24 protein-coding genes and 1 pseudogene (1 of these 25 running past the window's edge) are annotated in these 26,967 nt (G+C 39.7%); 11 read left to right on the top strand and 14 right to left on the bottom strand.

What is annotated here, in order from left to right:
• Positions 1–23: 23 nt before the first annotated feature.
• Positions 24–1,334, top strand: coding sequence for a UDP-glucose dehydrogenase family protein (locus CLV95_RS06630; RefSeq protein ID WP_002726457.1), 1,311 nt, complete (start codon positions 24–26; stop codon positions 1,332–1,334).
• A gap of 480 nt (positions 1,335–1,814) precedes the next feature.
• Here the strand turns inward: CLV95_RS06630 and CLV95_RS06625 are convergent, their stop codons facing one another.
• The gene (locus CLV95_RS06625; protein ID WP_002734340.1) at positions 1,815–2,294 is read right to left on the bottom strand and encodes a flavin reductase family protein; all 480 of its coding nucleotides are present in this window, start codon (positions 2,292–2,294) and stop codon (positions 1,815–1,817) included.
• Positions 2,295–2,351: 57 nt separating this feature from the next.
• On the opposite strand from CLV95_RS06625, the gene CLV95_RS06620 reads away from it, so the two are divergent.
• Positions 2,352–2,546, top strand: coding sequence for a hypothetical protein (locus CLV95_RS06620; RefSeq protein ID WP_016748883.1), 195 nt, complete (start codon positions 2,352–2,354; stop codon positions 2,544–2,546).
• 239 nt (positions 2,547–2,785) lie between these two features.
• Here CLV95_RS06620 and CLV95_RS06615 read toward each other — a convergent pair whose 3' ends face one another.
• From CLV95_RS06615 to CLV95_RS06605, 3 genes are read right to left on the bottom strand one after another with little or no spacing between them, the layout of a single operon-like run.
• Positions 2,786–3,871: a 5-(carboxyamino)imidazole ribonucleotide synthase gene (locus CLV95_RS06615; protein WP_050551940.1), complete on the bottom strand. Its 1,086-nt coding sequence runs from the start codon at positions 3,869–3,871 to the stop codon at positions 2,786–2,788.
• A gap of 41 nt (positions 3,872–3,912) precedes the next feature.
• Positions 3,913–4,401, bottom strand: coding sequence for a 5-(carboxyamino)imidazole ribonucleotide mutase (gene purE / locus CLV95_RS06610; RefSeq protein ID WP_002726292.1), 489 nt, complete (start codon positions 4,399–4,401; stop codon positions 3,913–3,915).
• 50 nt (positions 4,402–4,451) lie between these two features.
• Complete coding sequence (locus tag CLV95_RS06605; protein WP_002734416.1) at positions 4,452–5,852, bottom strand: UDP-N-acetylmuramoyl-tripeptide--D-alanyl-D-alanine ligase; 1,401 nt, start codon at positions 5,850–5,852, stop codon at positions 4,452–4,454.
• A 215-nt stretch (positions 5,853–6,067) separates the two neighbouring features.
• Between CLV95_RS06605 and CLV95_RS06600 the strand changes: the two genes are divergently transcribed.
• The 3 genes from CLV95_RS06600 (at position 6,068) to CLV95_RS06590 (ending at position 10,760) form a co-directional block, all read left to right on the top strand.
• Positions 6,068–7,747 (top strand): glycoside hydrolase family 13 protein, encoded by a 1,680-nt coding sequence (locus CLV95_RS06600; protein ID WP_002726172.1) that lies wholly within the window; start codon positions 6,068–6,070, stop codon positions 7,745–7,747.
• A gap of 730 nt (positions 7,748–8,477) precedes the next feature.
• On the top strand, positions 8,478–8,939 hold the full coding sequence (locus CLV95_RS06595; protein WP_100220806.1) for a hypothetical protein: 462 nt from the start codon (positions 8,478–8,480) through the stop codon (positions 8,937–8,939).
• A 1,374-nt stretch (positions 8,940–10,313) separates the two neighbouring features.
• Positions 10,314–10,760 carry a transcriptional regulator gene (locus CLV95_RS06590; protein ID WP_002726429.1) on the top strand — a complete coding sequence of 149 codons (447 nt, stop codon included), beginning with the start codon at positions 10,314–10,316 and terminating at the stop codon, positions 10,758–10,760.
• 715 nt (positions 10,761–11,475) lie between these two features.
• Here CLV95_RS06590 and CLV95_RS06585 read toward each other — a convergent pair.
• The 6 genes from CLV95_RS06585 to CLV95_RS06560 all read right to left on the bottom strand — a co-directional run bounded on the left by CLV95_RS06585 (position 11,476) and on the right by CLV95_RS06560 (position 17,239).
• Entirely contained in the window at positions 11,476–12,357 is an 882-nt protein-coding gene (locus CLV95_RS06585; protein ID WP_002734562.1) for a lipoprotein, read from the bottom strand.
• A gap of 16 nt (positions 12,358–12,373) precedes the next feature.
• A complete protein-coding gene (locus tag CLV95_RS06580; RefSeq protein WP_002726352.1) occupies positions 12,374–13,105 on the bottom strand; it encodes a hypothetical protein in 732 nt (243 codons plus the stop codon).
• A 661-nt stretch (positions 13,106–13,766) separates the two neighbouring features.
• On the bottom strand, positions 13,767–14,105 hold the full coding sequence (locus tag CLV95_RS06575; RefSeq protein ID WP_002726362.1) for a TRL domain-containing protein: 339 nt from the start codon (positions 14,103–14,105) through the stop codon (positions 13,767–13,769).
• A gap of 5 nt (positions 14,106–14,110) precedes the next feature.
• Positions 14,111–14,434 carry a TRL-like family protein gene (locus CLV95_RS06570; protein WP_002726156.1) on the bottom strand — a complete coding sequence of 108 codons (324 nt, stop codon included), beginning with the start codon at positions 14,432–14,434 and terminating at the stop codon, positions 14,111–14,113.
• Positions 14,435–14,447: 13 nt separating this feature from the next.
• Entirely contained in the window at positions 14,448–14,885 is a 438-nt protein-coding gene (gene lsa14, locus CLV95_RS06565) for an adhesin Lsa14 (protein ID WP_002734549.1), read from the bottom strand.
• Between the two features lie 1,136 nt (positions 14,886–16,021).
• Entirely contained in the window at positions 16,022–17,239 is a 1,218-nt protein-coding gene (locus CLV95_RS06560) for a tetratricopeptide repeat protein (protein WP_002731542.1), read from the bottom strand.
• Positions 17,240–17,252: 13 nt separating this feature from the next.
• Between CLV95_RS06560 and CLV95_RS06555 the strand changes: the two genes are divergently transcribed.
• Together CLV95_RS06555 and CLV95_RS19055 are read left to right on the top strand one after the other, a co-directional pair.
• The gene (locus CLV95_RS06555; protein ID WP_107694895.1) at positions 17,253–19,370 is read left to right on the top strand and encodes a sodium-translocating pyrophosphatase; all 2,118 of its coding nucleotides are present in this window, start codon (positions 17,253–17,255) and stop codon (positions 19,368–19,370) included.
• Between the two features lie 527 nt (positions 19,371–19,897).
• The gene (locus CLV95_RS19055; protein ID WP_002734516.1) at positions 19,898–20,047 is read left to right on the top strand and encodes a hypothetical protein; all 150 of its coding nucleotides are present in this window, start codon (positions 19,898–19,900) and stop codon (positions 20,045–20,047) included.
• Between the two features lie 308 nt (positions 20,048–20,355).
• On the opposite strand, the gene CLV95_RS19640 is transcribed toward CLV95_RS19055, so the two are convergent.
• The 3 genes and pseudogenes from CLV95_RS19640 to CLV95_RS06525 all read right to left on the bottom strand — a co-directional run bounded on the left by CLV95_RS19640 (position 20,356) and on the right by CLV95_RS06525 (position 24,063).
• Positions 20,356–20,961 carry a HigA family addiction module antitoxin gene (locus tag CLV95_RS19640; protein ID WP_002734591.1) on the bottom strand — a complete coding sequence of 202 codons (606 nt, stop codon included), beginning with the start codon at positions 20,959–20,961 and terminating at the stop codon, positions 20,356–20,358.
• Between the two features lie 594 nt (positions 20,962–21,555).
• Positions 21,556–22,503 (bottom strand): annotated as a pseudogene (locus CLV95_RS19755) (hypothetical protein).
• A gap of 303 nt (positions 22,504–22,806) precedes the next feature.
• Positions 22,807–24,063 carry a 3-deoxy-D-manno-octulosonic acid transferase gene (locus tag CLV95_RS06525; protein WP_002726394.1) on the bottom strand — a complete coding sequence of 419 codons (1,257 nt, stop codon included), beginning with the start codon at positions 24,061–24,063 and terminating at the stop codon, positions 22,807–22,809.
• A 6-nt stretch (positions 24,064–24,069) separates the two neighbouring features.
• Between CLV95_RS06525 and CLV95_RS06520 the strand changes: the two genes are divergently transcribed.
• On the top strand, positions 24,070–24,687 hold the full coding sequence (locus CLV95_RS06520) for an HAD family hydrolase (RefSeq protein ID WP_002734503.1): 618 nt from the start codon (positions 24,070–24,072) through the stop codon (positions 24,685–24,687).
• Here CLV95_RS06520 and CLV95_RS06515 read toward each other — a convergent pair.
• Complete coding sequence (locus CLV95_RS06515; RefSeq protein WP_002738301.1) at positions 24,659–25,408, bottom strand: flagellar filament outer layer protein FlaA; 750 nt, start codon at positions 25,406–25,408, stop codon at positions 24,659–24,661. The genes CLV95_RS06520 and CLV95_RS06515 overlap by 29 nt on opposite strands.
• A 77-nt stretch (positions 25,409–25,485) precedes the next feature.
• On the opposite strand from CLV95_RS06515, the gene CLV95_RS06510 reads away from it, so the two are divergent.
• The 3 genes in view from CLV95_RS06510 to proC are tightly spaced (at most 1 nt apart) and all read left to right on the top strand, a layout consistent with a single transcriptional unit that may run on beyond the window.
• On the top strand, positions 25,486–26,214 hold the full coding sequence (locus tag CLV95_RS06510; protein WP_016748875.1) for a hypothetical protein: 729 nt from the start codon (positions 25,486–25,488) through the stop codon (positions 26,212–26,214).
• Position 26,215: 1 nt separating this feature from the next.
• On the top strand, positions 26,216–26,884 hold the full coding sequence (locus CLV95_RS06505; protein WP_002726346.1) for a YggS family pyridoxal phosphate-dependent enzyme: 669 nt from the start codon (positions 26,216–26,218) through the stop codon (positions 26,882–26,884).
• A 1-nt stretch (position 26,885) separates the two neighbouring features.
• Positions 26,886–26,967, top strand: partial view of a pyrroline-5-carboxylate reductase gene (proC, locus tag CLV95_RS06500; RefSeq protein WP_002726330.1) — the 5' portion only. 692 nt of this gene lie beyond the right edge of the window; the window shows 82 of its 774 coding nt (coding positions 1–82); the start codon lies at positions 26,886–26,888; the stop codon falls past the right edge of the window.

Raw genomic sequence — 26,967 nt, 5'->3', positions numbered from 1 at the left:
AGGTCGGAATTCTGGTTCTCAATATGAAAGTTTGTGTGGTTGGAAGCGGATACGTAGGTCTTGTCGCGGGTGCTTGTTTTGCGGAATATGGAAATCATGTGATTTGTGTCGATAAAGACGAAGCAAAAATCGCAAATCTTAAAAAAGGTGTCATTCCCATTTATGAACCGGGACTTTCCGAATTGGTTTTAACCAACTGGAAGGAAAAAAGGCTCGAGTTCACCACTTCTCTGCATGAGGGCGTACAGAAATCGGATATCATTTTTATCGCTGTGGGAACTCCCACCTTGCCGGATGGTTCTTCCGATCTTTCCGCAGTTTTTGCGGTGGCAAAAGAAATTGGTAAGTCTATGAACGGATACAAAGTCATCGTAGACAAATCTACAGTACCGGTCGGAACCGCGGCCCAAGTGAAAGCGATTATTGCAAATGAAACCAAAGAAGAATTCGACGTTGTTTCTAATCCGGAATTTTTGAAAGAAGGCGCAGCGATCGACGATTTCATGCGCCCCGAAAGAGTCGTAATCGGTTCCGAGACCCAAAAAGCTGGAGATTTGATCGCACAACTTTATGCTCCTTTTGTCCTGAACGGAAATCCTATCTTAAGAATGGGAGTCGTTTCCGCGGAACTCACGAAATACGCGTGTAACGCGTTTCTTGCGACTAAGATTTCTTTTGCCAACGAAATCGCAAATCTTTGCGAGACGGTCGGAGGAAATTACGAAGATGTTCGTAAAGGGATGGGAACTGATTCTAGAATCGGGAGACAGTTTTTATACGCTGGAATCGGGTATGGTGGTTCTTGTTTTCCTAAGGATGTTCGCGCTTTGATTAAAACTTCTGAAGACGAAGGTTCTCCTCTTCGGATCATCCGTAAAGTGGAAGAGGTCAACGAAACTCAGAAACTCAGACTTTATGAAAAAATTGTGAAGTTCTACGGAGAATCGAACCTTGCCGGAATGACCTTCGCAGTTTGGGGACTTTCTTTCAAACCCGGCACCGACGATATGAGAGAAGCTCCTTCAATTCCCTTACTTCTGAAATTATATGATAAAAACGTAAAATTACGCGTCTACGATCCGGTCTCGAAAGAAACCTCGAAAGTTTATTTTGAAGGGAAAGTGGAATATGCGACTGACGCATATTCCGCTTTAAATGGTGCGGATGCCTTGTTACTCCTAACCGAATGGAGAGAATTCAGAGAGCCTGATTTTTCAAAAATTAAGAACCTTTTGAAAAATCAGGTCATCTTCGACGGAAGGAACCAATATTCCCCCGAATTGATGAAAACGAAAGGATTTCAATATTTCTCTATCGGTAAGCCGAACGTATAATCTTTTTAACAGGAAGTCTGTCTCAAAATTCGAAGAGAAATCATGATCATGATTTTTAAGTCGCCGGTAACGGAGCGCAATAGTTCTCACAGATCGCCTCATATCGGCAGTTTTTCTCGTATTTTAAAATCTTACATACTGGGGCTCTTATCACATGGACTTTCAAAAATGCGTTACTTGGTTTAATGTCTTTAGGGTTATAAGAATTTGTGTGCAAACTCGAAGGCATGCAGTTTGTACTCGCTTCCATTTTGATTAGCATATTTCAGAAATAGGTTCGGTATAAGTTCAAAGTCCGACTTAAGTATTGACATTCTACGTTTTTTCGAAGATGAACCGCCTATAGGTTTATGTTTAAGGACGGAATATTAACTTAGGTAAATTATAATTTACTTAAGTGTTGAAAAATCCAAATCGACAAAATAAGACTGATCCTTTTCCAAGGAGCCGTTTTTATTCTTTGATAAAAGGAATTTTAGCCTAAATGGAATAATAGTTCCTTCTGTAATACAACAAAGGCCTCAAACTGTCTTCCGCTCCGGCGGAAATCACTTTTCCGATTACGATAGAGTGATCTCCTCCGTTTACAAATTGCTCCACCTCACATTCGATATAAGAAAGAATTCCGGGTAAAATAGGAATTTCCAGCTCTCCCGTTTTACATTTAAGCTCTTGAATGAGAGTGTGTTTGTCGGTTTTTCCCGAGGCAAATTGATTGGATAGAGAATCCTGTCCCTGCGCCAAAATGTTCACGATAAATTTACCGGAATCATAAATCGGATCGTGGCTAGTTATGTTCTTCTGAAGACAAAATAAAACAAGAGGAGGATTGAGTGAAAGAGAGCTGAAACTGCTAACGGTTAGACCACCGTGTTTTCCAAGATGAGAATATGTAATGACGGTAACGCCGGAAGGAAAGTGTGAAAGTGCATTTTTAAAAACTTCGTCTGTAATTTTCATGAGGTCGATCTTAAAACCGAAAGACTCTCTGTCAACCGATCGAAGTGAAAAGAAAAGATGGTATTGAATTCGATCATGATGAGGGTAATCATTTCGCTCTTTTCTATCTCTTTTGCCGATTACTGCTACAGATGGGACGCCATATCGGAATCTGTCCCAAAACTGTCTTCTGTTGGGTGGCATTACAGCGACGCTACCGTCGGTCCTCTGAATGCGGGAACTCTTACATTTTATTGCGAACTTACCGAATGATTGTAACTGATTTCTTTTCAGGTTTTGGGACAAATTTTGATATGGTTTCAAAAGCTAAAGCGTTGGACCCACTCCAAAAAAAGTCGACAATTCGACGTAATCTTGTGGGGACTGATAGGTCTTTGTAAAAATCATCCGTTAATTCTTGGTATGGTTTTCATACGTCCAAATACTAAAAATGAATTTTATATTTCAGTCGCTCTAAGGGTCTGGGATATTCGAGTAATGAATTGAGGAAGTTAATTCCAATCTGAAAAAGCGGATTCAGGATTAGGACCGGAATAGTTCCAGTGTCCCATTTTCCTTCCGTTTCGAACTTCGTTCTTTCCGTAAAGATGAAGATGATAATAAGGATTTTCTAATGCATTGTTCCAAAGCGGAGAATTCGGTTTGTAGTCCTCTCCGAGAATGTTCTTCATCGTAATCGGCTTTGTCGGAATCGTATTTGGAGAAGGTAAATTACAAAGAGTTCTTAATTGAAGAGAAAATTGGGAAAGGGTTCCTGAATTTTGACTGAAATGCCCAGAGTTATGCGGCCTTGGAGCGAATTCGTTACAAAGAACTTCCTCGTTTTTGATGAAGAATTCAATTCCGAAAACTCCCACATAATCGATCTTTTCCGCCAATTTTTTAGAGTGGTTTACGAGTTCGGTTTCTATCTTTTCCGAAAAATTTCCTGGGTAAAATGTGAGATCTAAGATGTGATTTTTATGAACGTTTCTAGAAGGACGAAAGTTTAGGATTTTTCCATTTTCGAATCTCGCTAAAATTACGGAGGCTTCCGCAGTAAACGGAAATAATTCTTCCACGATATGATTGAGTTCTTTCAAAGAAGAAAGTGCAGAGGAAAGCTCCTTCTTGGTCTTACATTGGATTTGTCCTTTTCCATCGTAACCCATCGTGTTCGTTTTGAGGATGCAGGGAAATTTCACATTAGAAAGAACGGAAAGTTTGTCTTTTTCCGTAAAAATCGGATAAAAGTTTACCGTTGGGATCCCCGCTTCTCGAAAAGAGTTTTTTTCCTTCCATCGATTTTGTGCGATTCGAATACAATTCGGAGAAGGATGGACTTTGAGTCCGGTTTGTTTAGCAAATTTATCTATCGTAGAAAGTGCAATTTCTGGAATATTCTCAAATTCGAATGTAAGAGCATCTATATTTTTTAAAAAAGCGACCAGCGCTTCTTCGTCCTCATATGCGGATAGATACGGTTTGGCGCCGACTCCCGCGGCGGCGGGATTTTTTTCAGGAGAATAAACGGAAACCTCGTATCCGAAAGGGATCGCTTCCAAGCAGAACATTCTCGCGAGTTGTCCGGCCCCCATTACCCCAAGCCTCGAACCTGGAGTTAAAACATCGTTATTCTTCACAAGAGGTCCTTGTTTTTTGAAAGAGCATCCTCTCGAATTTGGTTTCGATACTGTTCGAGTTTTTCGGAAAGTTCAGAATCTTGAAGGGAAAGGATTCTTATCGCGAGTAGAGCCGCGTTTTTTGCACCGGCGCTCCCGATTGCAAGAGTTCCGACAGGAACGCCTCCCGGCATTTGAACAATGGAAAGAAGGCTGTCTAAGCCGTTTAACGTTTTGCTTTGTATGGGAACTCCGAGGACGGGAAGCGTAGTCATCGAAGCGACCATTCCCGGAAGATGAGCGGCTCCCCCGGCCCCTGCGATGATTACGGAATAACCGTTTTGTTTTGCCGATTTAGAAAATTCTAACATATGTTCGGGAGATCTATGCGCGGACACGATTTCTTTATGGAAGGATACGCCGAATTCTTTTAAGATCGATTCGGTTTCTCTCATCGTTTCCCAATCGGAATGACTTCCCATTATGATTGCCACTTTTGCACTCAAGTCTTTTCTCCTGTTCAAGATATTTTCTTCGATCGTAGTGATTGCAAGTATTAAACAGGAAGGGAATCTACGAAGCGCTCCAATTGAATTCCGCGCGAGGCTTTCGCTAAAACGATGGAACCTTTCGGAACCGTTTGCGAAAATTTCCGAACGAGTTTTACAAGCCCTTCTTCGGTTCCAGCAAAATGTTCGGAAAATCTAGGAAAGGTTGTTCGTTTAACAAATTCTTCCCGAATCCAAAGAGAGTCGGTTCCAAATGTAAAAAGTCCTTTTAAATTCTGAAATTCGGAACATTTTTTTCCGAGTTCCTTATGAAACTTTTGGGAATGTTTTCCTAATTCTTTCATATCTCCTAAAACTACGTAGAATTCTTTTCCATCCGCGAGCTGATCGGTAACCTCCAAGGATGAAAGCGTCGATTCGTAGTTCGCATTGTAAGTGTCGTTGATTATGGAGTATTTCCCTTTTTGTAAGTTCAGTCTTTTATCGACGGATTTAAACGTGGAGATTCCTTTTAGAATCCATTCCGTAGGAACTCCGACAGTTTCTAAACAGGCGATTGCGATCGCTAAATTTTCTAGAAGTTTATATCCGGGTAAATTCCATTCAATCTCTTTGTCCTTGTATTCCAATAAGAATCCGGAAGGTCTTTTTTGAAGAACGGAAAATATATGATTCGGTTTAACAAGAATCAATCTGCTTCCATGTCGGCGGAGTGTACTTTTTAGTATTTTAGAATATTCTCCCGTATCTGGATAAAAGAGTTTTCCTCCCTTCACCAAACCCTCAGCCACTTCCACTTTTGCTTTTGCGATGTTTTTTTGGCTTCCTAAAAATTCTATGTGTGCGGTTCCAATTGTAGTAATTAGAGCGAAATCCGGTTTTGCAATTTGAGCGAGTCTTGCAATTTCCCCTTTGTGATTCATTCCGAGTTCGCATATTACGATTCGAGTTCGATCGGAAATCCGAAACAAAGTGAATGGAAGCCCGATCTCGTTATTGTAATTCTTTTCAGTGACGACCAATACGGGTTCTTCGAGATTTTTTAAACAGTTTCCTAAAAATTCCTTCGTCGTGGTCTTTCCGCTGGATCCGGTAACTGCAATTACGATCGGATTAAAACGTGATCTGTGGAAGGCGGCGAGCTTTCCAAGTGAAACTAACGTGTCCTTTACGGGGATCGCTTTAGCCCGCTCCTTCGAATTGAAGTTCTTTCGAATCGGATGGTCTTCTTCGACTAAAAAATAACTCGCTCCGCGAGAAAGTGCGTCTCCGATAAATTCGTGTCCGTCCCGATTCCCTCGGAGAGGAATGAAAAGAGAATTTTTTTCCACCTCGGTAGAAGCGGTCGTAACAGTCGTAATCGGTGATTCCTTATAAAACCGGGTATCCGATGCGAATCCCAATACTTTGCGGACGGTTTCCGGGTCGTAGGAAAAGGTCGCCTTCATGAATCCAGATTGTAGACGCGGGATGTTTTGAAAATTCTAAAATAAACGATTTGTCTGAATAATTAAGAATAAACTTTTGTAAAGATTGAAAATGGATTCAGGTGAGTTTGAATACTACAAATTCATATCTTCTGTTGAAACGAATTCGATTTGTAAGGAATACCGTCTTGACAACCTTCATTCTAATATTTTAGATTCCATAAAGCCGAAGCGACATGACTGCGAAAAAAACAATTTCCAAAAATAAATCCTCCTATCCAATCGATAAGTGGTGGCAAAAAACCACGATTTATCAGATTTATCCTCGTTCTTTTGCAGATAGTAATCAAGACGGAATCGGAGATATTCCGGGCATCATTTCGAAATTGGATTATTTGCATGATCTCGGGTTTGAAACCATTTGGGTATCTCCTTTATATAAAAGTCCTCAGATGGATCACGGTTACGACGTTAGCGATTATTATTCGATCGCTCCCGAATACGGAACCATTAAGGATGCAGAAAAACTAATAAAAGAAATTCATAAACGCGGAATGAAAATCGTTTTCGATATGGTAATGAATCACACCTCCATCGAACACGATTGGTTTCAACAATCCCGTTCTAACCGTGAAAATCCCAAAAGGGATTGGTATATTTGGAGAGACGGAAGAGGGAAGAATAAACCCCCTAATAATTGGAGCTCGTTCGTTACTCCTAAAGCTTGGCATTACGATTCTAATACCGATCAATGGTATCTGGCGAGTTTTTTGGAATTTCAACCGGACTTGAATTATTACAATCCTGAAGTCAAAAAAGCGATGTTTGACGTTTTGCGTTTTTGGCTTCGGAAGGGAGTGGACGGCTTTCGTTTGGATATCTTTCATGCGATCTATAAAGATAAACACTTTCGAGATAATCCGTTTCGGTTTAAATATATCGTCTCGGAAAACGATCACGATGGCTATTTTCAAAGTAGGGTTTATACCGTAAATCATCCAAATAACTTCGTATTTGCAAAAGAACTAAGGGCCGTTTTGGACGAGTTCGACGGGGATCGTTTTGCGGTCGGAGAGGTCGCAGGAGATGATCATATCATCAAACGTTACTTGGGCGAAAAAAAAGATGGTCTGAACCTTATCTTTTTGTTCGAAACCCTACTGTTAAAATTCAAAACGAATTTTTTTAGGGGTATCGTCAAGAAGATGGAGGAAGTGTATCCATATCCGAATATTCCCACATATGTTTTTGGAAACCACGATCAAAGACGTTATATGATGAAGATCAACAACAATCTTGAAAAGGGAAAGTTGGTCGCCTTATTTCAATTTACCGCAAGAGGAGTTCCGGTCACTTATTACGGGGAAGAGATCGGTATGACCAACGAGACGATTAAATTGACGGAAGCTCAGGATCCCCTCGCGAGAATTTATCGTTGGTTGGGAGATTCGTTTTCCGAGTTGTTGGGACTTGCGGACGTTATCATTCGGGATAGGGCGAGGTCTCCTATGCAATGGGACGATTCACCGAATGCCGGATTTACGAGTAGGGAGGCGACTCCTTGGATTCGAGTTCATGGGAATTATCGGGAAAGAAACGTTTTGATCGAATCGGAGGATAGGGATTCTCTCTTGAATACGTACAAAAATGTTCTTCACCTTAGAAACAAAAGTCGGGCCCTAAAGGAAGGATCTTTGAGATTAATCGAAGAAAACGTTCCAAAAGATATGCTGGTCTATTTGAGAGAATTTGAAAAAGAACGTAAACTGGTCGTTTTTAATTTCGGGAAAAAGGTCAGATTTTTTTCTAATCCGACCGATTGTGGAAAATATTTCTTTTCCACCGTTCTTTTTGAGCACAACGAATTTGAACAATTCAAGATGCCGCCTTGCTCTGGAGTTATATTAGGGAATTGATATATTTAAATAAATTAATTTTATATTTTATCGACCAAAAGGCATGATTGCTCATGGATAATCTGCCGGAGGCGTTTTTGTTTCCGGGGTTTTTAAAGACGCTTCTTTGAATTAACGTGAGTGAACAAATGCGAAAACGATTATTATACTGCGATCCGTAGAGAGCAGCACTTTGCTTTCAGCTCGAGCCAGCCTTTGCAAGCAAAGACTGGATTTGCCCAAACTTTCTCATATCGAATTCACGTTAAATTATGAATATTTACTTTAAAGCCGTCCGTTCACCTTGGGTAAAATGGCGATTTTAGGCTTGTGATTGTTTTGACTCGACATTCGCATCATCGTGAAACGAGGAAGTGATAATGAGATGAACAAATGATCCTGATTTATTCGGTATTATAAATTTGGGCACAGATCGATTTTTAGATGCGGAGCCGTTATATAGCGATTCAGTAAAAAGATAAAATATGTAAAGAATAAGGAACCGGGATTTTTCTTTTCAATTTTAGGAGGTTTTTTGGCTGTGAAAAATAATCTTCCAAAAGCAATGGAATAAAAAGGGAATAAGAAGTTTTGCGGATTCGTACGCGTTCAACTTAAACTTGAATCGATTTAAAATCTATATTCTTACTTAAAAATCAAATATTTTGATCGAATATAATCGATATTCAATCCAATTTATGGAGAAATAGATTTGGCAATTCTAACCTTCCCTTCTGAAATGGGAATTGCAATGAACATAGAACTTACTCGGAAACAATACGAAGCCCTTCTTAAATCTTTGGCGATCACTCGCTTTTTATACCACTCCATTCTGGATGAAGAGGAACCTGCTACGGATAGATTGGATTCGTACGATGCTTTCGAAGACATGGAACAACAAGTTTTATCTTATGCAAAGGCTCTGGAAGTTTCCCATTTGGTAGCGTATGATAACGAAGAAGAGTTTCATTATCTTACCAGGGAGTTCGAAGAAAAGACGGACATTTCCGATCTTATTACCGAATATCAAGACAGTATCTTTTGGGATGAACTCATTCAGAGACTTGCAGTAAGGGATTTTATAAGAACTTACAGCGAATCTGAAATTAAAGGGATGGCAATTGAGGAAAGAATTGAGAAAGAGGCTCCTTTCGTTTCAAAGTATGAGGAAATTTTCACCGAATCGGGAATCGAAACCTTAGAGATCAAGTAATATAAGAGTGTTTGTAAGACTACTTTCCAAAAAGGTTATAAATTAACGCGAATTCGATATAAGAACCCGTCGAGCGCCAATAGAAGCGAGACGCTTTAGTTACCAGCTTGATCTTTCTAATAAAGCAGAAAACTAAAGTATGTTGCCCTCTAACATAACCTTACCCACAAATACTTGGATCTGAAGATAAATCTGTCGGAATTACTACAAATCCTCTGTGAAACTTACGCCCCACCCTGATTTTGGGTGGAGGGGAGAGGCGGTGGGAAGACTCGGGAGGTTTTCTTTACCACAAAATCATACTTCTTGCAAGTAAAAAGCCTCATTCTTGTCGGAACACTTGAAAAATATCAGTTTTTGATCCTTATGATCCCAAAAGCCTTCTTAATTTGTGGGTAACGTTATGGCCCAGGATCGCTCTGAAAAACTCAATGCAGAGCTTTCCTATGGGTCGCTCTGCAGGTTTTGCGAAACTCCAAAGTCAGATTAAGTTTTTATAAAACACCAATAACTTGACCTTGCATCGGTCCCTTTCTCATTGATTATGCCGACTCGCGTTAAACTATGGTCGAATTTGCGATATTACAAAATAATTTTTCCAATTTCTTCTTCGAATTCCCGGGCTTTACTTTAGGATTTATTTTTTATTGCGTATGAAAATCATCTAGAAATATCGGCCTCGATTTATACTGAATTTCTTTTTGGTGTATGTGGGAGTGGTATTTTAAATCTGATTTTTAGTCGCCAAACTCACGTTAGGTTAACATTTTATAGGAATCGGTAAAAGATCGAATTTTATTTGACAAAAGTTCCGCTCGAGGAAATCAAATCGGATGATTAAAAAAAATCTCGTAATTCCTTTACTTCATCACAAAATTCAGTTTACGATATTATAAGCCGTTTTTTTGAGATATTCCGGATCCTCTTTTCTTTCCCATTGGATAATACTGTGGTATTTAGCTCGTTTTCTGAGAGTATACTAGGACGTTGTCTCGAAAATATCTTAGAATAATTGGAATCGGCATTTTAAGCAGAGATAAAAGTATTTTTGAGATAGCGTCTAACCAAAAAGGAGTATTCTAAAAATATCATTTCAATTTTAGTTAGTAGACTTGGACTTTTCTTAATTTTGTTATTGGAAAACAGAAGAACCAAATTCATATTCCGATGAATTGGATATGTATGGATTTTTACAATTCATGTAATTGGATATGAACTCAAAGACTTAATATTTATTTATAAATTCTGCAAAAAACTTATATTTCCGTTCATTAAATCTATTTTTAAGGTTGTAATAAAAGGGGTATAAGTTAGATATTTTAGTAAATTTATAAAAAGGGATCTCTAATTCAAAATTGAATTAACGTAGAATATATGGCAAATAAAATTATTACAATTCCTTTGACAAATATAGATTTTTCCTCGCCGGGAAAACGACTTCGCTATGCAGTCAAAAACATATTAGCGATGAATGATGAAGACTTTGCGACCTCGATAGGTAAATCTCAAAACTATATCAGCTACATTTGCAACGATAAACGTCCTTTATTAGATAAACTTGCGGCAGATATAGAAAAAACACACGGTATTTCGGGTCTTTGGTTAATCAAAGGGCAGGGAAGTCCTGAAGTGAACTCATCTCTTAACGAAAATTCCGGAACCGTTAAAAAAATGAAAAAGCGTGATTATCTGTGGAATAAAATCTCAAATGATAAAGCGGAAGATACGTTGATTTCATTTTATGATGAAATTCCGCTAGAAACTCGTAGCCTTATTTATCAAATGATTATCGCTATTTCTAAAAATAATCGATCCACTTAAAATATTCTTCGAGTTTTTTAAAACAAAAACGGACCAGCCAAATTCAAGTATGTGTCGTTCCGATAGTTTTTTTGCGTTAGTTAGCAAGTTATAATGTTAGATTCAAAACCTCTTTTTATAGATTCCGTTTTTTCTCCGAGTTCTTTTGAATCTATATCTGACGAGATTCAATTTTTCAAATATTCTCACAAAAATCTTTGGAGATAATTGCTGCGATATCATCTTTGAGATAAATTTCTATCAATGAAACAATTTGCCTGAGTTTATCTTTTACGAATCATTCAAACTCCCATCAAACTATTTGCGGTTAGCTAATTGATTAAAAAAACTTAAAATAATATGAGTTTGACATAGATTGAGTTTTAATATTTTTCGCAAATAATCGTAGAACTCCCTATGTTTCAAAGAACTACAATTGCATATTTTCACTTTAACCTTTGTTATTTGAAGGCAGTGGTTTCCACGGATTACGTCTCTTTACGGTTTTAAACGATTTTTTGTAGTTAATGCGAGTTCGATATAAAAAAGTTTGGGCGAATTCTGCCCTTGCAAGCAAAGGCCGGACCACGCTGAAACTAAAATACTCTCACTATGGGTCGCAGCATAATAATTGCTTTCTTATTGATTACGCCGAACTCACGTTATTTAAAGAATAATCCTAAAAATCAAAGTATGATCGGGAGTATTCACAAATCGGGAAGTACAATGAAAGTTTTTATTTTGCCATTTCTTCCACGAGTTTGCACTCGGGAATCTCCTGCTTTTCGATATTTTTCTCTTTCCTATAGCCAACGATATGACCTGGAATCGAAGCCGTCAGACCGATCAATTTACCTGTGGAACTTAAAATCGGCCCCACCGAGTACGTCGCATAAGCGGGATATAACGTTCTATAGGCTATCAATTCATTTTTCAGATCGCATTTGTGTCTTAGATATCCCAGAGCGTCTTCCGAAGCGCGCGCCTCGGCATACAAAGGACCAAAAATCGGAACCGCATAGGAGATACTATAAAAAGATCTGTGTTTTCTGAGTGCGAAGTCTTTTGCATGTCCACCCTCGTGAAGAACAACCGATGGAATGTCGCTGTAGAGGTTGATTGTATTTGAATATGGATTGTAGTGATCGCCCGTAAGGAGCCCTGCAAAAAGTCTTCCTGGAATAATAACTCCGAACAACCAATTGATGATTCCAAAAGTGTATTTTAGAACCGGATGAACGTTATCCGATCTCCAAAGCTGGACAAGATCGTCTATCGGGGCATATTGATTAAAGCGGACTTTTACGTCTTGAAGATTATTGTCATTGATATAATCCCTTAAATAATTTTTCGTTTCTTCGGATAAACGATGGTTGTTCATTTTTTTGTTCCAAAGAATCAGTTTGGATAAGACCCCGAAAATATTTCCTAAAAAGTCCAAAAGCCAATACGGTTTTCCTTCTTCAAATTGAGGGTTTTCTTCATTGAAATAGTTTTGGTTTGGATAATACGGTTTTGCATATACGTATTTTTTTTCTACGGAATAGGTGCATCCGATCGAAAGAAATAGCGATCCAAGAAGAAGAAAAGCGCTCAAGAACTTTAAGGTCGAATTCATAGACTTAAAAGATATCCTAGTGATTTCTGATAGAAACTGGTTTAGAAGATTGTTCTAAAGTGATTTTTAGCTTTTCAAAAAATTCTAATAAAGCCGTTTTCCCGAGTTGATTGAGTTGATCCTCTCGATTTCCTCGGAATCCTAAGTAGGGTAAATAGATCAACCATCCCAAAACTGTAGCCGTGGCCAAAGTGAAATGACAATCGGTCACGTTCGAAGCGATAGAATCTTCGTATTGGAAATACAGGACATTTTCTTTTTTTGTAAGGTTTACGACCTCGATGTTTAGTTTCACTTCCGTTTCGCTTCCGAAAAAACAATGGTCTACTGTTTTGAGCTCAAAGTCTTTGATGTGAATTTTATATTTTTGATCAGTTTTATAATCGTTTCTATTTTGATCCAATTCCTTTGCAATCACCGTTCCTACGGAACCGTATTCGTTTTCTAGTTTTTCGGGTGCAAGAAAGAAAAGGGACGGTTTTCGAATTGCGAATGTTTCATTTTTGAGTGTCGGAGATTCGATAACTTCGAAATTGAGGTTCGAATCGAGGTGTGGAATTGTGTCTAAGTCGCCGACTTCGTACGAGATGTTTCCTTTTTTAGGAACGTAGACCCGGATTGCTATACAGCTTATGAAGGAAAAAAGGAATAAAGAGATAATAAAAAGATGGAATGGGCTTTTCGAAGAGAACAAGCAGATTTTTGTATTTTGAATATTATAAAAAATTAATTTTTTACTCTTTTTCATTCATCCTCTTCGTCTCTTCGATCGTAATATTTTTAGTTGTTTTAGTTCCTGGGATTTGTTGCATCGTGTCGGAATATGCTCTTTCTATTTAGAATTTTGCCGAATTGGAATGAAATAATACCAAAACGCCTAAAAATCCACAGGAGGTCTTTGACTTTTCCAAGTATTTTTTCCTTTCTGAAAAGAACAGTCTGAATCTGTATTAAATCGAAAACGCATGTTATAACACAAAAACAAATCAAAATACACGAATCCAAATTTCATGAAGATTTGATAGAATATAATTTTTGACGGTTTCGTCAAAAATTAGCATTTTTTAAGTAATGCTAATCTCCATAAAGGAATCCTTACAATTTTAGCGTAAATTCCGGTTTAGATAAACGCAGAATTATAGGTACTTGTTACTTAGTTATCGGTAATATAGTTTCAAGAAAAATGAAAGCGCAGAATTTACAAGTAAAGAAAAAGGTTTTTTAAAGGATTTATTTAAAAATACGAAGCAGTAAAATCATTCAACGATGACTAACGTTTGTCGTGTGAGGTCTATGCTCAATGGTTGGAATATTCCATTTTCTTAAAAGAAAAAAAGAACTCATTTCCTTACGAAAAGTAAATGAAATGAGCTTTTTTAGTTACGTTTACGAGGAAATAAAAAACTTTTTTATTCTCCGTAGATTACCACACACTCTCTTGAAAAAATCGGTCCTAAAATTCCAAATGTATTTTTGTCAACTACCGCTACCTTAGTAATTTGGCCGTCTTTCATTGCTTCTGCGATACTTCCTTCTCCACCACCATAAAAGTAGGCTATCACTATAGAGAAATAATGACAAGACTTTCCACTTTTGACGATCTTTACATCTGTAGGACCACCCGTCGGGTTTCCGGATACGTGGTAGCTGGAAGAATTGAAAATCAATGCAGGAAAAATACTCGTTGCGCAGTTGGAAATAAAAAACGCCGAGAGAGAGATTACGATCAGACTGATAAATTTTTTCATTTTAATTATTCTCCACTTACTATGGTGCAATAGTTGCTATAAATAAGCCCTAAAACGGAAACGGTAGAATGGTCTATGGTCGCGATTCTGGAAATTTTATTGTCCAATGCAATTTGACCAGCTGCCGCATTTCCCCAGGTGACTAAATAGAGAACGTTATGCGCACATCCTTCCGCTTTTTTAACGGTAGGAACTTCGTTGGAACGATTGATTTCCCCCGGAAAGGTGTTGACCGTTGCGATAAGACCTTGGACGGGACCGGTTGCGCAGTTTGATAGAAATATCGAAAACCCGAGTATAATGAGAGTCAGGATGATGATTTTTTTCATATTGATTCTTTCCTTATTTTTTCTTTCCGGCAGCAGACTTTGTATCCGTTTTCGTTTCTACGGATTCGCTAGAACCGGTTACAACTGTACAGAATTTATGAAAGAGAGTAGTGAAAATTGCAGTTTGTTCGTATTCTATACTTGCAACTTTTGTAATTCTAGCTTCTGCTTTTGCGGCTTCGATGGAAGAATCACCAAAAGATACTAACCATAAAATACTTTTAGAACAAGCTCTTCCGGTAACCACTTTTTCGGCGTTGTCTCCAATTTGGCCTGGGATTACGGCGTCGTGAAACACACCTCCTCCTTTAGCGGCCATAACTCCGATTGCATAGTCTTTGGTTGGGTTGGTATTGGGACGGAGCCCGGTAGTGTACATAATGTTCATACCTGTACACTGAACCGCCCAGATCGTCATGAAGGAAATGAAAAGTAAAGATTTGAGTTTCATTTTTTCTCCTGAATTCCTAGTTTAAATTGTCGCAAACGTCCCTTCAATCTGTGGATCTTCAAGAAACGTTTTGCGAAGCCTAACCTAATTAATGTGATATTATTGTAAATATGGAATCACTAAAATTGAATAAATTTTGTAATATTTTTAAAAGTAAAAATTCTTTTTTCTGGGATTGAAACACTAAAAGCCTAAAAGTTGGTAAGTCCGTTTTGTTTGTAATCCAAAGTTTAGGTAAAAAATATCTTTTGGGAACCTCTATAAAATAGATTTTAGAATTCTCGAATGTCGTAAAACAGTGGTTTCGCGTAGGGACACTTTATAACGTTCTGTTGTTTTTGATTTTAGAGAGGTTTCCTTTTGAAAAGAAGTCAAAGAATGAGATCATTTTTCGATAACTCTAACGTGAGTTCGACATAACAAATGGGAAAGCGATTACTATGCTGGGATCCATAGATTTATATGGTCTTGAGCATAAGGTAGTTTTCGAGTATGATAATTTTTGAATCGACTGAGTCGAAAGGCCGGTGAAAGAAACGAAAACATCTTACTGGGTCGCTCGAGGAAATTCAACATCTCGCTCGATGGATTGATCGCTCTGAACTTGAGGTATAATGTCTATCCTCCACAATTACTTCGATCTGAAGAAATCCGTCGGAATTTCGACAAATCCACTGTAAAACTTACACCTGCAAGTGATTTATAGAGAGCGTTGCATGAGTTTTCCCTAATTTTGGGAGGAGGAAAGAAAGGCTTGGGGAATTTTCCATTATCAGAAAATCATACTTTTTGCAAGTAAAAAGGCTCGTTCTTGTCGGAACACTTGAAAAAATGTACGTTTTAGATTCTTAGGCAAAATAGCGTCTGCTCCTTCCAGCTTATAGGGTTTGAAAACCGTGTGGTCAAACATTTATCACGAAACAAGAAAACCAACCGAAGGAACTAAGAGTTTGTCTTAAATCCGTCTTCAATCTTCTGAATGTGTGAGTTCCTACAAATACGTTGTATGATAGATTTTCGGCGCGTCTTTATCACGATTTGAAATCCTACATCTGAGTTTGGGGACAAGTTCAAAGTTCTTTTCCGGAAACTTCTTTCGTTTGGTTTTTGACTGCCCCACGTACGGGTATCATTTTTTATCTTTCAGATAAAAAGGAGGATTCTTCCGAATCGTATGCAAATGGAGAAATGATTTGAGAAAGGTCTTCTTCCTCTTTTTGTTTTCGGATTTTTGCAAAGTGGGATTTCCATTCCTCCGCTTTTAAGTTGGAATCCTGGGTAGGGTTTCTCTGAAGATAAAAAAGGGAAAAAAGCAAAAGCTCCCGATTGTATCCGGTTTGTTTGAGTTTTGCATCTAAGAATTCTGGATTGATTTTGTGTTCGCTTTCCACGATTTCCTGAAGAATTTCAATCGCTTGAACGTCGGTGACCGATCCTTGTTGTCGATAAATTCTATGAAGAGGGTAAAGGATTTCTTTTTCGCAGTTTCCGCTTTTTTTGAGGCTTAGATAAAACGCTCTTCTGGACATTGCGAGGGAATCGTTAAACTTTCGATTTTGCAAAAATTCAAGTGCGGCTTCGTAGGCAAAGATCGGTTCGTTTCTAAAGATTGCCGCTCGATCCAAAAGAAACCGTTCCAAGTTGGAGGATTTTTTTTTCTTTAAGGATAAGAGGAGAGTTCTGTGAAGGAAGGGATTGTCCGGGAAGTAGAGAAGAAATTTTCTACATTTAGAAATCGTTTCTTCGATTCTTCCGAATTCGTAGGAAGCATTTACTTCCGCTTCGATTGCGGATAGATCTTCTTTGTAAGGATTATTTTTATGGATCCAGTTTAGGGTTTCGTCGTAATATCCTAAATTCCCGAGCTTCGAACTTAGAATCAATATTTTGTACCGAAGTGGCGGATTCTCAGGATTTTTAAAAAGACTGAGTCTTGCAAACTGATAAGCTTTTGTCGGTTTTTTAAGTTCTTCGTAGCCTGCGGAAATTTCATCCATCAAGGAAAAATTTTCCGGATCTAGGGCAATACTTTTCTCGAAACTTTCCATTGCGGTTGTTAGATCACCCTTACCGATCCAGGCTCTCCCTTCGATCTCGTAATAAGCGCCAGTTCTTTTATTTCCGAGGGAGTCGGCGATTTGGAGTTTCTGAAGGGCTTTATCGTATCGGAGATGATTCAACTCTTCCCGGGCTTGTTTGAGCAGCTCCGAATAAGAAAAGGTTGAATTCCCATAGAGCGTTGAATAACCTGTGCAAAGTACAAAAAAGAACCAAGTGGATAGCAGTCTCCCAGCCAGTCTGTTCGGTAGAATTCTTCCCATCTTTTTAAACATCGGAACATTGAAAAAAAACAAGAGGTTTCACTGAATGAATTCAGTTACGATTATTATCGCCATGTCTATTTTGGCGATCGTCACTGCGGCAGTTTATGCCCTGAAAGTTACCACCATCAAAGTGGGAGTTGCGGGCGGTAACGAGAAAGAAACGAAAAAACTTTTAGAAATATCATCCGCCATTTCCGAAGGGGCTATGGCTTTCCTCGTTCGGGAATACAAGGTCATTTCCGTATTCATCGCCTTTATGGCCGTCTTGATTGTTCTTCTTTTGGACAATCCTGCCACCGAAGGGTTCAATGATGGACTTCATACGGCGATTGCGTTTATCGCAGGGGCTATCATCTCTTGCCTTTCCGGTTTTATCGGAATGAAAATCGCAACCGCAGGAAATGTAAGAACGGCGGAAGCGGCAAAAACTTCCCTATCCAAAGCTTTCCGAGTCGCTTTTGACTCCGGAGCGGTGATGGGATTCGGACTTGTGGGATTGGCGATCCTCGGGATGATCATTCTCTTTCTTCTTTTTACGGGAATGTATCCTACGATAGAAAAACACTTCCTCATGGAATCTCTGGCCGGTTTCGGTCTGGGCGGTTCCGCTGTGGCGCTTTTCGGTCGTGTAGGCGGCGGGATTTATACAAAAGCCGCGGATGTGGGAGCGGACTTAGTCGGTAAGGTGGAAAAGGGAATTCCGGAAGATGATCCAAGAAACCCCGCAACGATTGCGGATAACGTGGGAGACAACGTGGGGGACGTAGCCGGAATGGGAGCCGACCTATTCGGTTCTTGTGCGGAAGCGACCTGTGCGGCTCTCGTGATCGGAGCGACGGCTTCGGCTCTTTCCGGATCCGTGGACGCTCTTTTATATCCTCTGTTGATTTCTGCGTTTGGAATTCCGGCTTCACTTTTGACCAGCTTTCTTGCAAGAGTCAAGGAAGGTGGAAACGTAGAATCCGTGTTGAAAGTTCAACTCTGGGTTTCCACCTTATTTGTCGCGGGGATCATGTATTTCGTAACGAATACGTTTATGGTGGATTCTTTTGAAATCGCAGGGAAAACGATTACCAAGTGGGATGTTTATATATCCATGATCGTCGGGCTTTTTTCCGGAATGTTCATAGGGATCGTAACCGAGTATTATACTTCTCATTCTTACAAACCCGTTCGTGAAGTCGCAGAAGCGTCTAACACCGGAGGGGCGACGAATATCATCTACGGACTATCTCTCGGATATCATTCTTCCGTAATTCCGGTAATCCTTCTTGTAATTACCATCGTAACCGCGAACCTTCTTGCGGGAATGTATGGAATCGCAATCGCGGCGCTCGGAATGATTTCCACGATCGCGATCGGACTGACGATCGACGCTTACGGCCCCGTTTCGGATAACGCGGGCGGAATCGCGGAGATGGCGGAACTTGGAAAAGACGTTCGCGATAGAACCGATACTCTTGACGCTGCCGGAAACACCACCGCTGCGATCGGTAAGGGCTTTGCGATCGGATCCGCAGCGCTTACTTCTCTCGCGCTTTTTGCGGCGTTTATCACGAGAACTCATACGACGAGCCTTGAAGTTCTGAACGCGGAAGTATTCGGCGGGTTGATGTTTGGAGCAATGCTTCCTTTTTTATTCACTGCTATGACAATGAAGTCCGTAGGTAAGGCTGCGGTTGACATGGTGGAGGAAGTTCGTAAACAATTCCGTGAAATTCCGGGAATTATGGAAGGAAAAAATAAACCGGATTACAAACGTTGTGTGGACATTTCCACGACGGCGGCGCTCAGGGAAATGATTCTTCCCGGATTACTTGTTCTTTTGACTCCAGTTTTGGTCGGGTATCTTTTCGGAGTGAAAACTCTTGCGGGGGTTCTCGCGGGTGCGTTAGTAGCGGGAGTGGTTCTTGCTATTTCTGCGGCAAATTCCGGCGGAGGTTGGGACAACGCAAAGAAATACATCGAAAAAAAAACCGGCGGTAAAGGTTCCGACCAGCACAAAGCGGCGGTTGTAGGTGATACCGTGGGAGATCCATTCAAAGATACTTCCGGACCTTCCATCAACATTCTGATCAAATTGATGGCGATTACAAGTCTCGTTTTTGCGGAATTTTTCGTTCAACAAGGTGGACTTTTGATGAGATTGTTTCATTATTAAGAATTTTTAAATTAGGATTTCTTAAAATACAGGCTCTTCCGCGAAAGTGGGAGAGCCTTTTTTGTTTTATTCGAGAAAATCGGAGGACCTTTTTTTCGTGTCGGAAGTTCCTTCCGCGGAATTCTTTAGGATTCGTGCGCGGAGGCACGCTTGCTCCAATTTGCAAAGCGCCATTTCTGATTTTATGATTCGTCGATGAAAAGCCGTAAAAAAACGGCGCATTGCAAATTGAACTCAATGTCGCTCCTTACGGTCGCAACATAATGCTCGATCGCTCACATGCCGAGCGCCCCATAGGAAGGTATTTGAGTGATGGATCGAATCTCAGAATCAGCGGTTATGCCGCGTTTTTTCTTGCTAAAAGATTTTTACATTCTTACAGAATCAAACCGGTAAAATCATGATCAAAACGGGATTTTTGATTCTTTCCCTTGTATTGAACGTCTTTTTCATTTTGAAAGGGATTTATTCGCGCTCGACGGATACCCGAAAATCCGAACGGAGAACTCGGGATATTAAAAAAGGATTTGGTCATAGGAAAATTCGATCTAAAAGATAAGTTATTCAAATTACCGAAAGGATTAGTCGTAAGGGCGCTTCGAAGCGGGAATGGAATGGATCACTTAGAACCGAATCGATTTAAGATCATCATCACTGCCGCCCGAGGTATTTGCTGAAATACAATGTTACCGAAAAGAAACCTTCGAATTTACATGGGGAATATTATTCCGTTCGTTCTCCGAAATAAGATGGATTGTTTGTTGCGTTTCCGGTCTGTGTCGTCGAAAAAATGAGCGAACGTTTTTGAGTGGATCCTTTGAAGAATTCGTCAGGTAGATCTATAATCGTGAACTTTTCACAAAACTAAGGGATTCCCACAGATCATGTTCCTTTGGCAGTTTATCAGTTTTCGAATGGCTCCTATTGTTGAAACGCTCTCGTAGGAGTTCTTACATTCTGGGGTTTGGGGACAAGTTCTAAACTTTCAAACGACCAACGACCTTTTGAAACGGATGAATCGCCCCGAATTCTTTCTTTTTTTTAACATTTCTTCTTCGATATCATAGTCGTTCTGTAATTCTAACCAAAATTGAGGAGTTGGTTCCAAAAAATTTAGAAAGCCGAATTGCGGAGTCTGTGGATATACCACGTTTTTTTGAATGATCTGACTAATGCGGGTATGAGGAATACCGATTTCTTTTGCCAGTCGATACGCGGAAATTTCCAAAGGAATTAAAAGTTCTTCTTCCAAAACGGAACCTAAATGAATATTCAGAAGTCTTTTCATAATTTTTACCTCACCATGATAATCTACGATTTCTATGTTCAGGGCGTTTGAGCCGGACCAACGAAAGCAGAACCGCCATTGATCGTTAATTCGAATGTTATACTGATCTTTACGATTTCTTTTTAACATTTCTAAACGATTTCCGGGAGGAGATTTTAGGTCTTCGATCGAAAAAGTGTTGTTCAGAGTTCTAAGTTTTTCCTTCCTTGAATTTGTATTTCGACGGGAAATTTTTTTGGAGTATTCCCCTTTCCAAATCTTTTCAGTTTCAAAGGAAGTAAAATTTTCTATCACTTCCACCATGATTCAGATGAACAAAACCGCTTCAAACGTTCATTTCAATACAGCAGAAACGGATAGAGAATTAATCTTTCAACAACTCTATTGAGTATTTTTTCGTTACCGATCCGAATCGCCGTGATACTTGGGGCGGCGGTTATTTGAAAGTGGATTGGAATTTTGTCGTAGGTACGACAAAATTTGTACTGGTTTATTTAACTTTACAACAACGGAATTTTCTGTTAGAGGGAACTTCTCATTTTCTCCCGCCATCTCAGAATTCAACGCCCAACCAAGTTCAGGTGTGTATTACTGTTTCCGAAAAGTTTTGTCGGAACTACGACAAAATTTTCTCCTGCAATCCCCGAATCTCCTCGAATAACCGTTCCGCCGTTCCTCGGTCCGATTGAACGAATTCCCTGTTTCTTTGTCGAATCTCTTCCATTTTTTTCTCCGGAAGACGTAAAATTTCGAATAGTTCTTCTGGGTTTGAAACGAAGAATCGAGGATGCCGGTTAAGCAGGTTTCTTCGTGCTTGTTTTACAAGTGAGCGCAAATGATTCGAAAATCATGAACACGTGTATCGTGTCCTATACGAATATTCAAAAAAATGCCGACCTAAAAAAGATCGCCATGACTACTGAATGTGAAACAGAGAAAATAAACAGCAGTACCGAAAACGTCGAACACGATCGAAAATGGATACAAAAAATAAATCAGTCCATATTCGACCACATTCCCGGGCGAAAACTTTTTAAAAGATGGCTCAAAGCGGATTTGGACGATCGGGGAAATTGTCTGAGTGGACGACGGTTCGGATAACCAAATCGCATCATTCTTTCGGGAATAATAGAGAGCCCAGCCTCGTTGGGCGCTAAAATAGGTCGGAGGAGATTTCGGAATTTCCGAGAAAGAAAGCGATTTCGAATCCGGTTGTTTCGAACAGTCGAATTCGGCAGGCACACAGACGTTTCGCATCTTAAAAAGATCCGAATTTTCCTCCTGTTTGGAACAATCTAAAGCTACGGTCCTATTGTTTGAATCCGCAATACAAAGCTTGTAATCAGGGGATTTTGTCGTATCGTCCAGACTTCTTTAACGTTTGAAATTTTTTTCCTTATGTGAGGTCCACGATAGACGGTAAGACTTGTATCGCCTTTACCCCACCACGGAAGATCATTGATCACCGTTCCGACATCGTAAAGAAACAATCGCCTTTCCGCTTTTTCTATTCGGATCGGCCGATCCGAATCTTCACCTTGGAATTCACAGATATCTTCGAATTTGCGAAACTGGACATCGTAAATATATGTATCCTTTGGGCCCTTTTGTTCCGAGGGAGTTGCACAATAATAACTGAATTTTTTTGTTTTTTATTACATAAGAGAGTTATAATATAGGATGACCTTTGCTTTGTAGAATCCAAATTCCGTTTAGAGTCGGCCGTTCATATTTGTAAAAGGAGATTCTATTTTGTTTTTCGCGCAAGTGAAAAGTAAGGCAGTTCGCAAAAGATAAAGGAAAAATAAAAAAACATAAAAATCGAAATCGTTTATAAAAAAACATCGAACTTTATCATACTAAATTTTGAATATAATACGATCCGAATATGCGTTGAATGAACCGTATCCATAAGAATTCTGTTCTGAAGAATACAACTTGCTATTCGAAATATCATCGTAGTTTATAAAATGCTCTAAATTTGACGGAGTTTTGAAATACTGGAGATTGACGTTTTTGTAAAAAGTTGCATGATCGGCTCAATGACTTCAATGTGTCACTCTCTAACTCAGCAGAACTTTCTCTATGGGGCGCACCCAGGCAGGACTGTTTCTTCGGAAAATCTTGTAGGAATTCCGACAAACCCAATCACAACTTCCGAATCTCCTCATACAACCGTTGCGCCGCACCACGTCCCGATTGAACGAATTCCCGGTTTCGTTTTCGGATCGTTTCCAGTTCCGATTCCGCAAGATTCAAAACTTGGAATATGTCTTCCGGATCGGAAACGATAAACAAACCGCCCGTTTTTTGCAAAATCGTCGCCTCAGGGGAATTGGAAATTTTAGGGCCCGTCATCAAAGGTAAGCCGAAAGTTGCGGGTTCCAAAACATTGTGGACTCGATTATGAAGGGCGCCTCCCACGTAAGCGAAGTCTACCGCCTGATACGCGAAAGCTAGAACGCCTAACACGTCAAAGATGATCGTTTGGGCGGACATACTTTCGAAAGGAACGGAAGTCCAAGTTTGGTAAGAGATATTTGCGTTCTGAAGATTGTATTCTATGGAAGTTATCCGATCCGGTGAAGTTTTGTGGGGAAATATCCAAAACGCAACTTCGTTTAACAAATCTGAATTTTTAGATCGAATGAACTCGTACAGAGAAACGATTAATTTTTCGCAAGGTTCGTAGGTGGATGCAAATAGTATAATTTTAGAATATTTATAATTTTTCGGTTTTTTGAAAACTTTCCGATTATCCTCGATTTTTTTCAGAACGATATCGAATCTCGTATCGCCCAAAACCTTCACCGGAACCTTTTCCGGGACCAGCGCGCGAAACGTATCATAGAAGGATTCGTGAGAAGGAAAAATTCCGTCCAAATGGCTAAAAACCGCTTTTGTCAGACTTTTAGTGATTCCATTTTTTCGCTTACCAATCACAGCAGAGCCCAAAACGATCTTGGTTCCGAATTTTTTTGCGGAAAGGATCAGATTCGGCCAAGTGTCCCAAGCCATTAAAACAAGAACTTTAGGATGAAAGAGGGAAAAAATCCAGTTGTAACCGAAAGGAGAATCGATCGGAAGGTGAAAGGTTTCGTCGGCAGGAAACGCTTCTAACTGAGAATCCCTAACACTTTCGGAAAAGACGGATTGAATCAAAAATGTGGACGGATCATATTTTCTAAACTCGAAGGCCAGAGCTTTGCACTGATCCAATTCTCCCACGGAAGCTGCGTGGAGCCACACGGTATGTTTACCGGAAAGATTCAAATCTTTAGAAAGAATTCTTTTTTTATCCTCGGACCGTTTTCTAAAAAAAAGTCTTACGGAAGGGAATAAGAGAGAGAGAGGAACTATAAGGACAAGAAGAAAGGTCGTCAGGATTTGGTATAAAAAAATCATAGGCTTATGAGCGGAGTTTTATTTGCTTTTGATCTGATGGATACCTTGATAAAGGATCCCTTTCATTCTGCACTCTATAAAATGCTTCCCAGCGAATCGAGAGAAAAATTCGCCCAAGGAAGAGAAAGAAACGCTTTCTTGGAATTCGAAAAGGGACTTATCGAAGAGGAGGAATTTTTAGAAAGATTTTATTTACCCGAATATCGAAACGGCGATTTGCCCGATCCGAGAAAGATCAAGGAATGTATGTTCTCTAAAGTGCGATTGATTCCTGAGACCGTCGAAATCGTAAAATTACTTAAGAACGGTGGAAATAAACTCGTACTCGCCAGTAATTATTCCGTCTGGTACAAGGAGCTTCAAAAATTTCTGGACATGCAGGATGTATTTTCCCAGTTCGATCAATTGTATTTTTCTTGCGAACTCGGAACACGTAAACCGGCGGAAGAATATTTTCAATGGATTCAAACCGATTATCCGGGCATGCGCTACGTATTGATCGATGACAATACGACTAACGTGGAGGCTGCGGGTTATATGGGATGGGACACTTTTCTCTTTGATCCGAAGGAGCCGTCGCAACTCGGAAAGTTTTTCAGAGACCGGTACCCCAATTATCTTTAATCTCCGCACCGGGATAACTGTTGTCTCTTGTATCCACAAGAATCCCCATACGATCCAGATAAAAAACGAATTCTCCCTTTTTCTGAAACGGACCGGGGATGAGTCGGATTTCCGCCACTTCGAACGGGTAGTGCAGATTTTGATTTAGCCTGGTATTTCTTACCGGGATCATCAATTTTTTTTCGATCCGTTTCCAACCGTCGAAGTTCAAATCTCCTAGATCGATCACGATTTCCTTGGACTTATGCTGATAAAGAACTAATTCTAATCTTGCGTTTTGAGAAGACGAATACATCCAAAAAAAAATTCGAGATGGAATCCCGATTGGAAGTCTGATTTTTTCTTTAGGTCGAATTTCCAAATGGGCATGTTTTGGGTTCTCGAAAAAAGTCTGAACCATCATGGAACGATAATCGTTCGCAGTGGAAAGGGTGGGATAAAATTCCCTCTCTTTGGAAAAGGCCGTGTTATCGGGGATCTGAGAATTAAAGCGGATTTCGTTTAAAAAAGAAACTCCTCTGTAAATTTCCCAGGGCCGTGCACCGTCAAACGAATCCACAAGAAAAAGATTGTATTGTTTCCATTCGGATAGTATCTTTTCTAAAATCAGAACTCGGCTCATTTCGTCTTCGTCCCTTTTTACCGGAGCAGAAACAAGGTCGACCTGCCCTGAAATGGAACCTAAAAGATAAAGGGCAAACAGAACTCGGAGAAAAAACAAGGCTCTCACAGAATTCTATTCGGAGAAAATGAGACTTAAAAACAGACGAAAAACCGATATTTGAATCAGGTGCACCCATGAGACGAGACCAGTTGAAAATCCTGCTTTCCGGAATCCTAGTTTTACTTTTAGGATCCTTGATCGTTTACAGTTATTTATTTCGGGAAGATATTTCCAGATTTTTAAAAAAGAAAGAGGGTGAGGAAGTCTCGAACAATTCCAAAACAGACAGAGTGATCTTAAGTCCTGAAATGAACTTAACTTCACCTAACGACTTAAATAGTCTTCCAGACTCGGGAGAATTTTCGGCAAACGAAAAAGAAACTTCGAAGGAAAGGAAAACCGGCCCGGAAGAATTTTCTTCCAACGCAAAAGAAGCACAATCAAGTCAGGAGGAAACTCAAGTTTCTCAGGAAGAAAGACCTGAGGAAAGAAAAACCCTGGAAAAAACGCCAAAGGACAAGTTTCCCGAAGAAAAGTGGATTCCGCCTGAAACAAGCACGATCAAAGATGAAGAATCTCCCAGAGAAAAAATGAAAAATGTGCAAGGCGAACGAGAAAAGAAAAGTGATTTGAAAATTCGAAGTCAGCCTACCAAAAAGAAAATCAAAATGAAAAAGCGTTCTTCATTCAAGACGGGAAAAAGGATTCATTCTTTGGAAACGAGAGTTGATCGTCTGGAAAGAAGATTAGGAATTTCTCATACGCGGAGAAAACACAAACCTCATGGGACTGATCGAAAAAGCCTCGAAAAAAGGGTTTGGAAGTTGGAAAAAGAAATGGAAAAATTAAAATCCAAAAAGTGATATGGGGATCCGAGAGCATTATCAAAAAATTTACACGGAACTTCAAAAACTCAGGCCGGAAAATCCTCCCACACTCATAGCCGTTTCCAAGTTTCAGTCGTTGGAAAAAGTAAAAGAAGCGGTTAACGCTGGAATTCTTCACTTCGGTGAAAATAGAATTCAGGAAGGAATCGAAAAATTCTCGGAGTGGCTCCGAAATAAAGATACTTCTTTAATTTTACATCATATTGGGCCTGTCCAGAGTGGAACCTTAAGAAAATTATTCTTGGGATATTCCTATGCGCATGGAGTTGGGGCCATGGGAATTGTGAACGAACTTCTAAATCGCGCGAAAAAAGAACAAAAAAACATCCGATATTTTCTCCAAGCCAACCTAACCGGAGAGGACACAAAACACGGTGTCGAAAGAAAAGAACTGATCGGAATTTTGAAACAAAAAGAAAATTTGTCTAATGCGTATTGCAAATTAGAAGGACTCATGGTGATGGGTCCATCGGATGGGGATCTGACTAAAACCAAAGAAGTATTTCGGGAGCTATCCAAAATTAGAAGGGATTATATACCTGAGGCGAAACTTTCCATGGGCATGTCGGGGGATTATAAAATTGCGATCGAAGAGGGAAGCGACTTCGTCAGAATCGGGAGCGCAATTTTCGGGGAAAGGAATTAAGATGAAACAGACAATTGGAATCGCAGGTTGCGGAAATATGGGTGGAGCGATTTACATTTCTCTTAAGAAACGTTATCCGACAC

It is taken from the genome of Leptospira borgpetersenii serovar Javanica, from assembly GCF_003046425.1.
Classification (GTDB): domain Bacteria; phylum Spirochaetota; class Leptospiria; order Leptospirales; family Leptospiraceae; genus Leptospira; species Leptospira borgpetersenii.
This window is presented reverse-complemented; position numbering and strand designations above follow the sequence as displayed.

What these genes read in the sequence shown, in the direction of transcription:
- CLV95_RS06620 (WP_016748883.1), top strand. Translation starts at nt 2,352, where the DNA reads ATGGTATTGAATTCGATCATGATGAGGGTAATCATTTCGCTCTTTTCT.
- CLV95_RS06605 (WP_002734416.1), bottom strand. Translation starts at nt 5,852, where the DNA reads ATGAAGGCGACCTTTTCCTACGACCCGGAAACCGTCCGCAAAGTATTG.
- CLV95_RS06510 (WP_016748875.1), top strand. Translation starts at nt 25,486, where the DNA reads ATGAGACGAGACCAGTTGAAAATCCTGCTTTCCGGAATCCTAGTTTTA.
- CLV95_RS06555 (WP_107694895.1), top strand. Translation starts at nt 17,253, where the DNA reads ATGAATTCAGTTACGATTATTATCGCCATGTCTATTTTGGCGATCGTC.
- CLV95_RS06615 (WP_050551940.1), bottom strand. Translation starts at nt 3,871, where the DNA reads ATGGGGGCCGGACAACTCGCGAGAATGTTCTGCTTGGAAGCGATCCCT.
- CLV95_RS06625 (WP_002734340.1), bottom strand. Translation starts at nt 2,294, where the DNA reads ATGAAAATTACAGACGAAGTTTTTAAAAATGCACTTTCACACTTTCCT.
- CLV95_RS19640 (WP_002734591.1), bottom strand. Translation starts at nt 20,961, where the DNA reads ATGGTGGAAGTGATAGAAAATTTTACTTCCTTTGAAACTGAAAAGATT.
- CLV95_RS06505 (WP_002726346.1), top strand. Translation starts at nt 26,216, where the DNA reads ATGGGGATCCGAGAGCATTATCAAAAAATTTACACGGAACTTCAAAAA.
- lsa14 (WP_002734549.1), bottom strand. Translation starts at nt 14,885, where the DNA reads ATGAAACTCAAATCTTTACTTTTCATTTCCTTCATGACGATCTGGGCG.
- CLV95_RS06525 (WP_002726394.1), bottom strand. Translation starts at nt 24,063, where the DNA reads ATGATTTTTTTATACCAAATCCTGACGACCTTTCTTCTTGTCCTTATA.
- CLV95_RS06570 (WP_002726156.1), bottom strand. Translation starts at nt 14,434, where the DNA reads ATGAAAAAAATCATCATCCTGACTCTCATTATACTCGGGTTTTCGATA.
- CLV95_RS06630 (WP_002726457.1), top strand. Translation starts at nt 24, where the DNA reads ATGAAAGTTTGTGTGGTTGGAAGCGGATACGTAGGTCTTGTCGCGGGT.
- CLV95_RS06595 (WP_100220806.1), top strand. Translation starts at nt 8,478, where the DNA reads ATGAACATAGAACTTACTCGGAAACAATACGAAGCCCTTCTTAAATCT.
- CLV95_RS06600 (WP_002726172.1), top strand. Translation starts at nt 6,068, where the DNA reads ATGACTGCGAAAAAAACAATTTCCAAAAATAAATCCTCCTATCCAATC.
- CLV95_RS06590 (WP_002726429.1), top strand. Translation starts at nt 10,314, where the DNA reads ATGGCAAATAAAATTATTACAATTCCTTTGACAAATATAGATTTTTCC.
- CLV95_RS06585 (WP_002734562.1), bottom strand. Translation starts at nt 12,357, where the DNA reads ATGAATTCGACCTTAAAGTTCTTGAGCGCTTTTCTTCTTCTTGGATCG.
- CLV95_RS06520 (WP_002734503.1), top strand. Translation starts at nt 24,070, where the DNA reads ATGAGCGGAGTTTTATTTGCTTTTGATCTGATGGATACCTTGATAAAG.
- CLV95_RS06575 (WP_002726362.1), bottom strand. Translation starts at nt 14,105, where the DNA reads ATGAAAAAATTTATCAGTCTGATCGTAATCTCTCTCTCGGCGTTTTTT.
- CLV95_RS06580 (WP_002726352.1), bottom strand. Translation starts at nt 13,105, where the DNA reads ATGAAAAAGAGTAAAAAATTAATTTTTTATAATATTCAAAATACAAAA.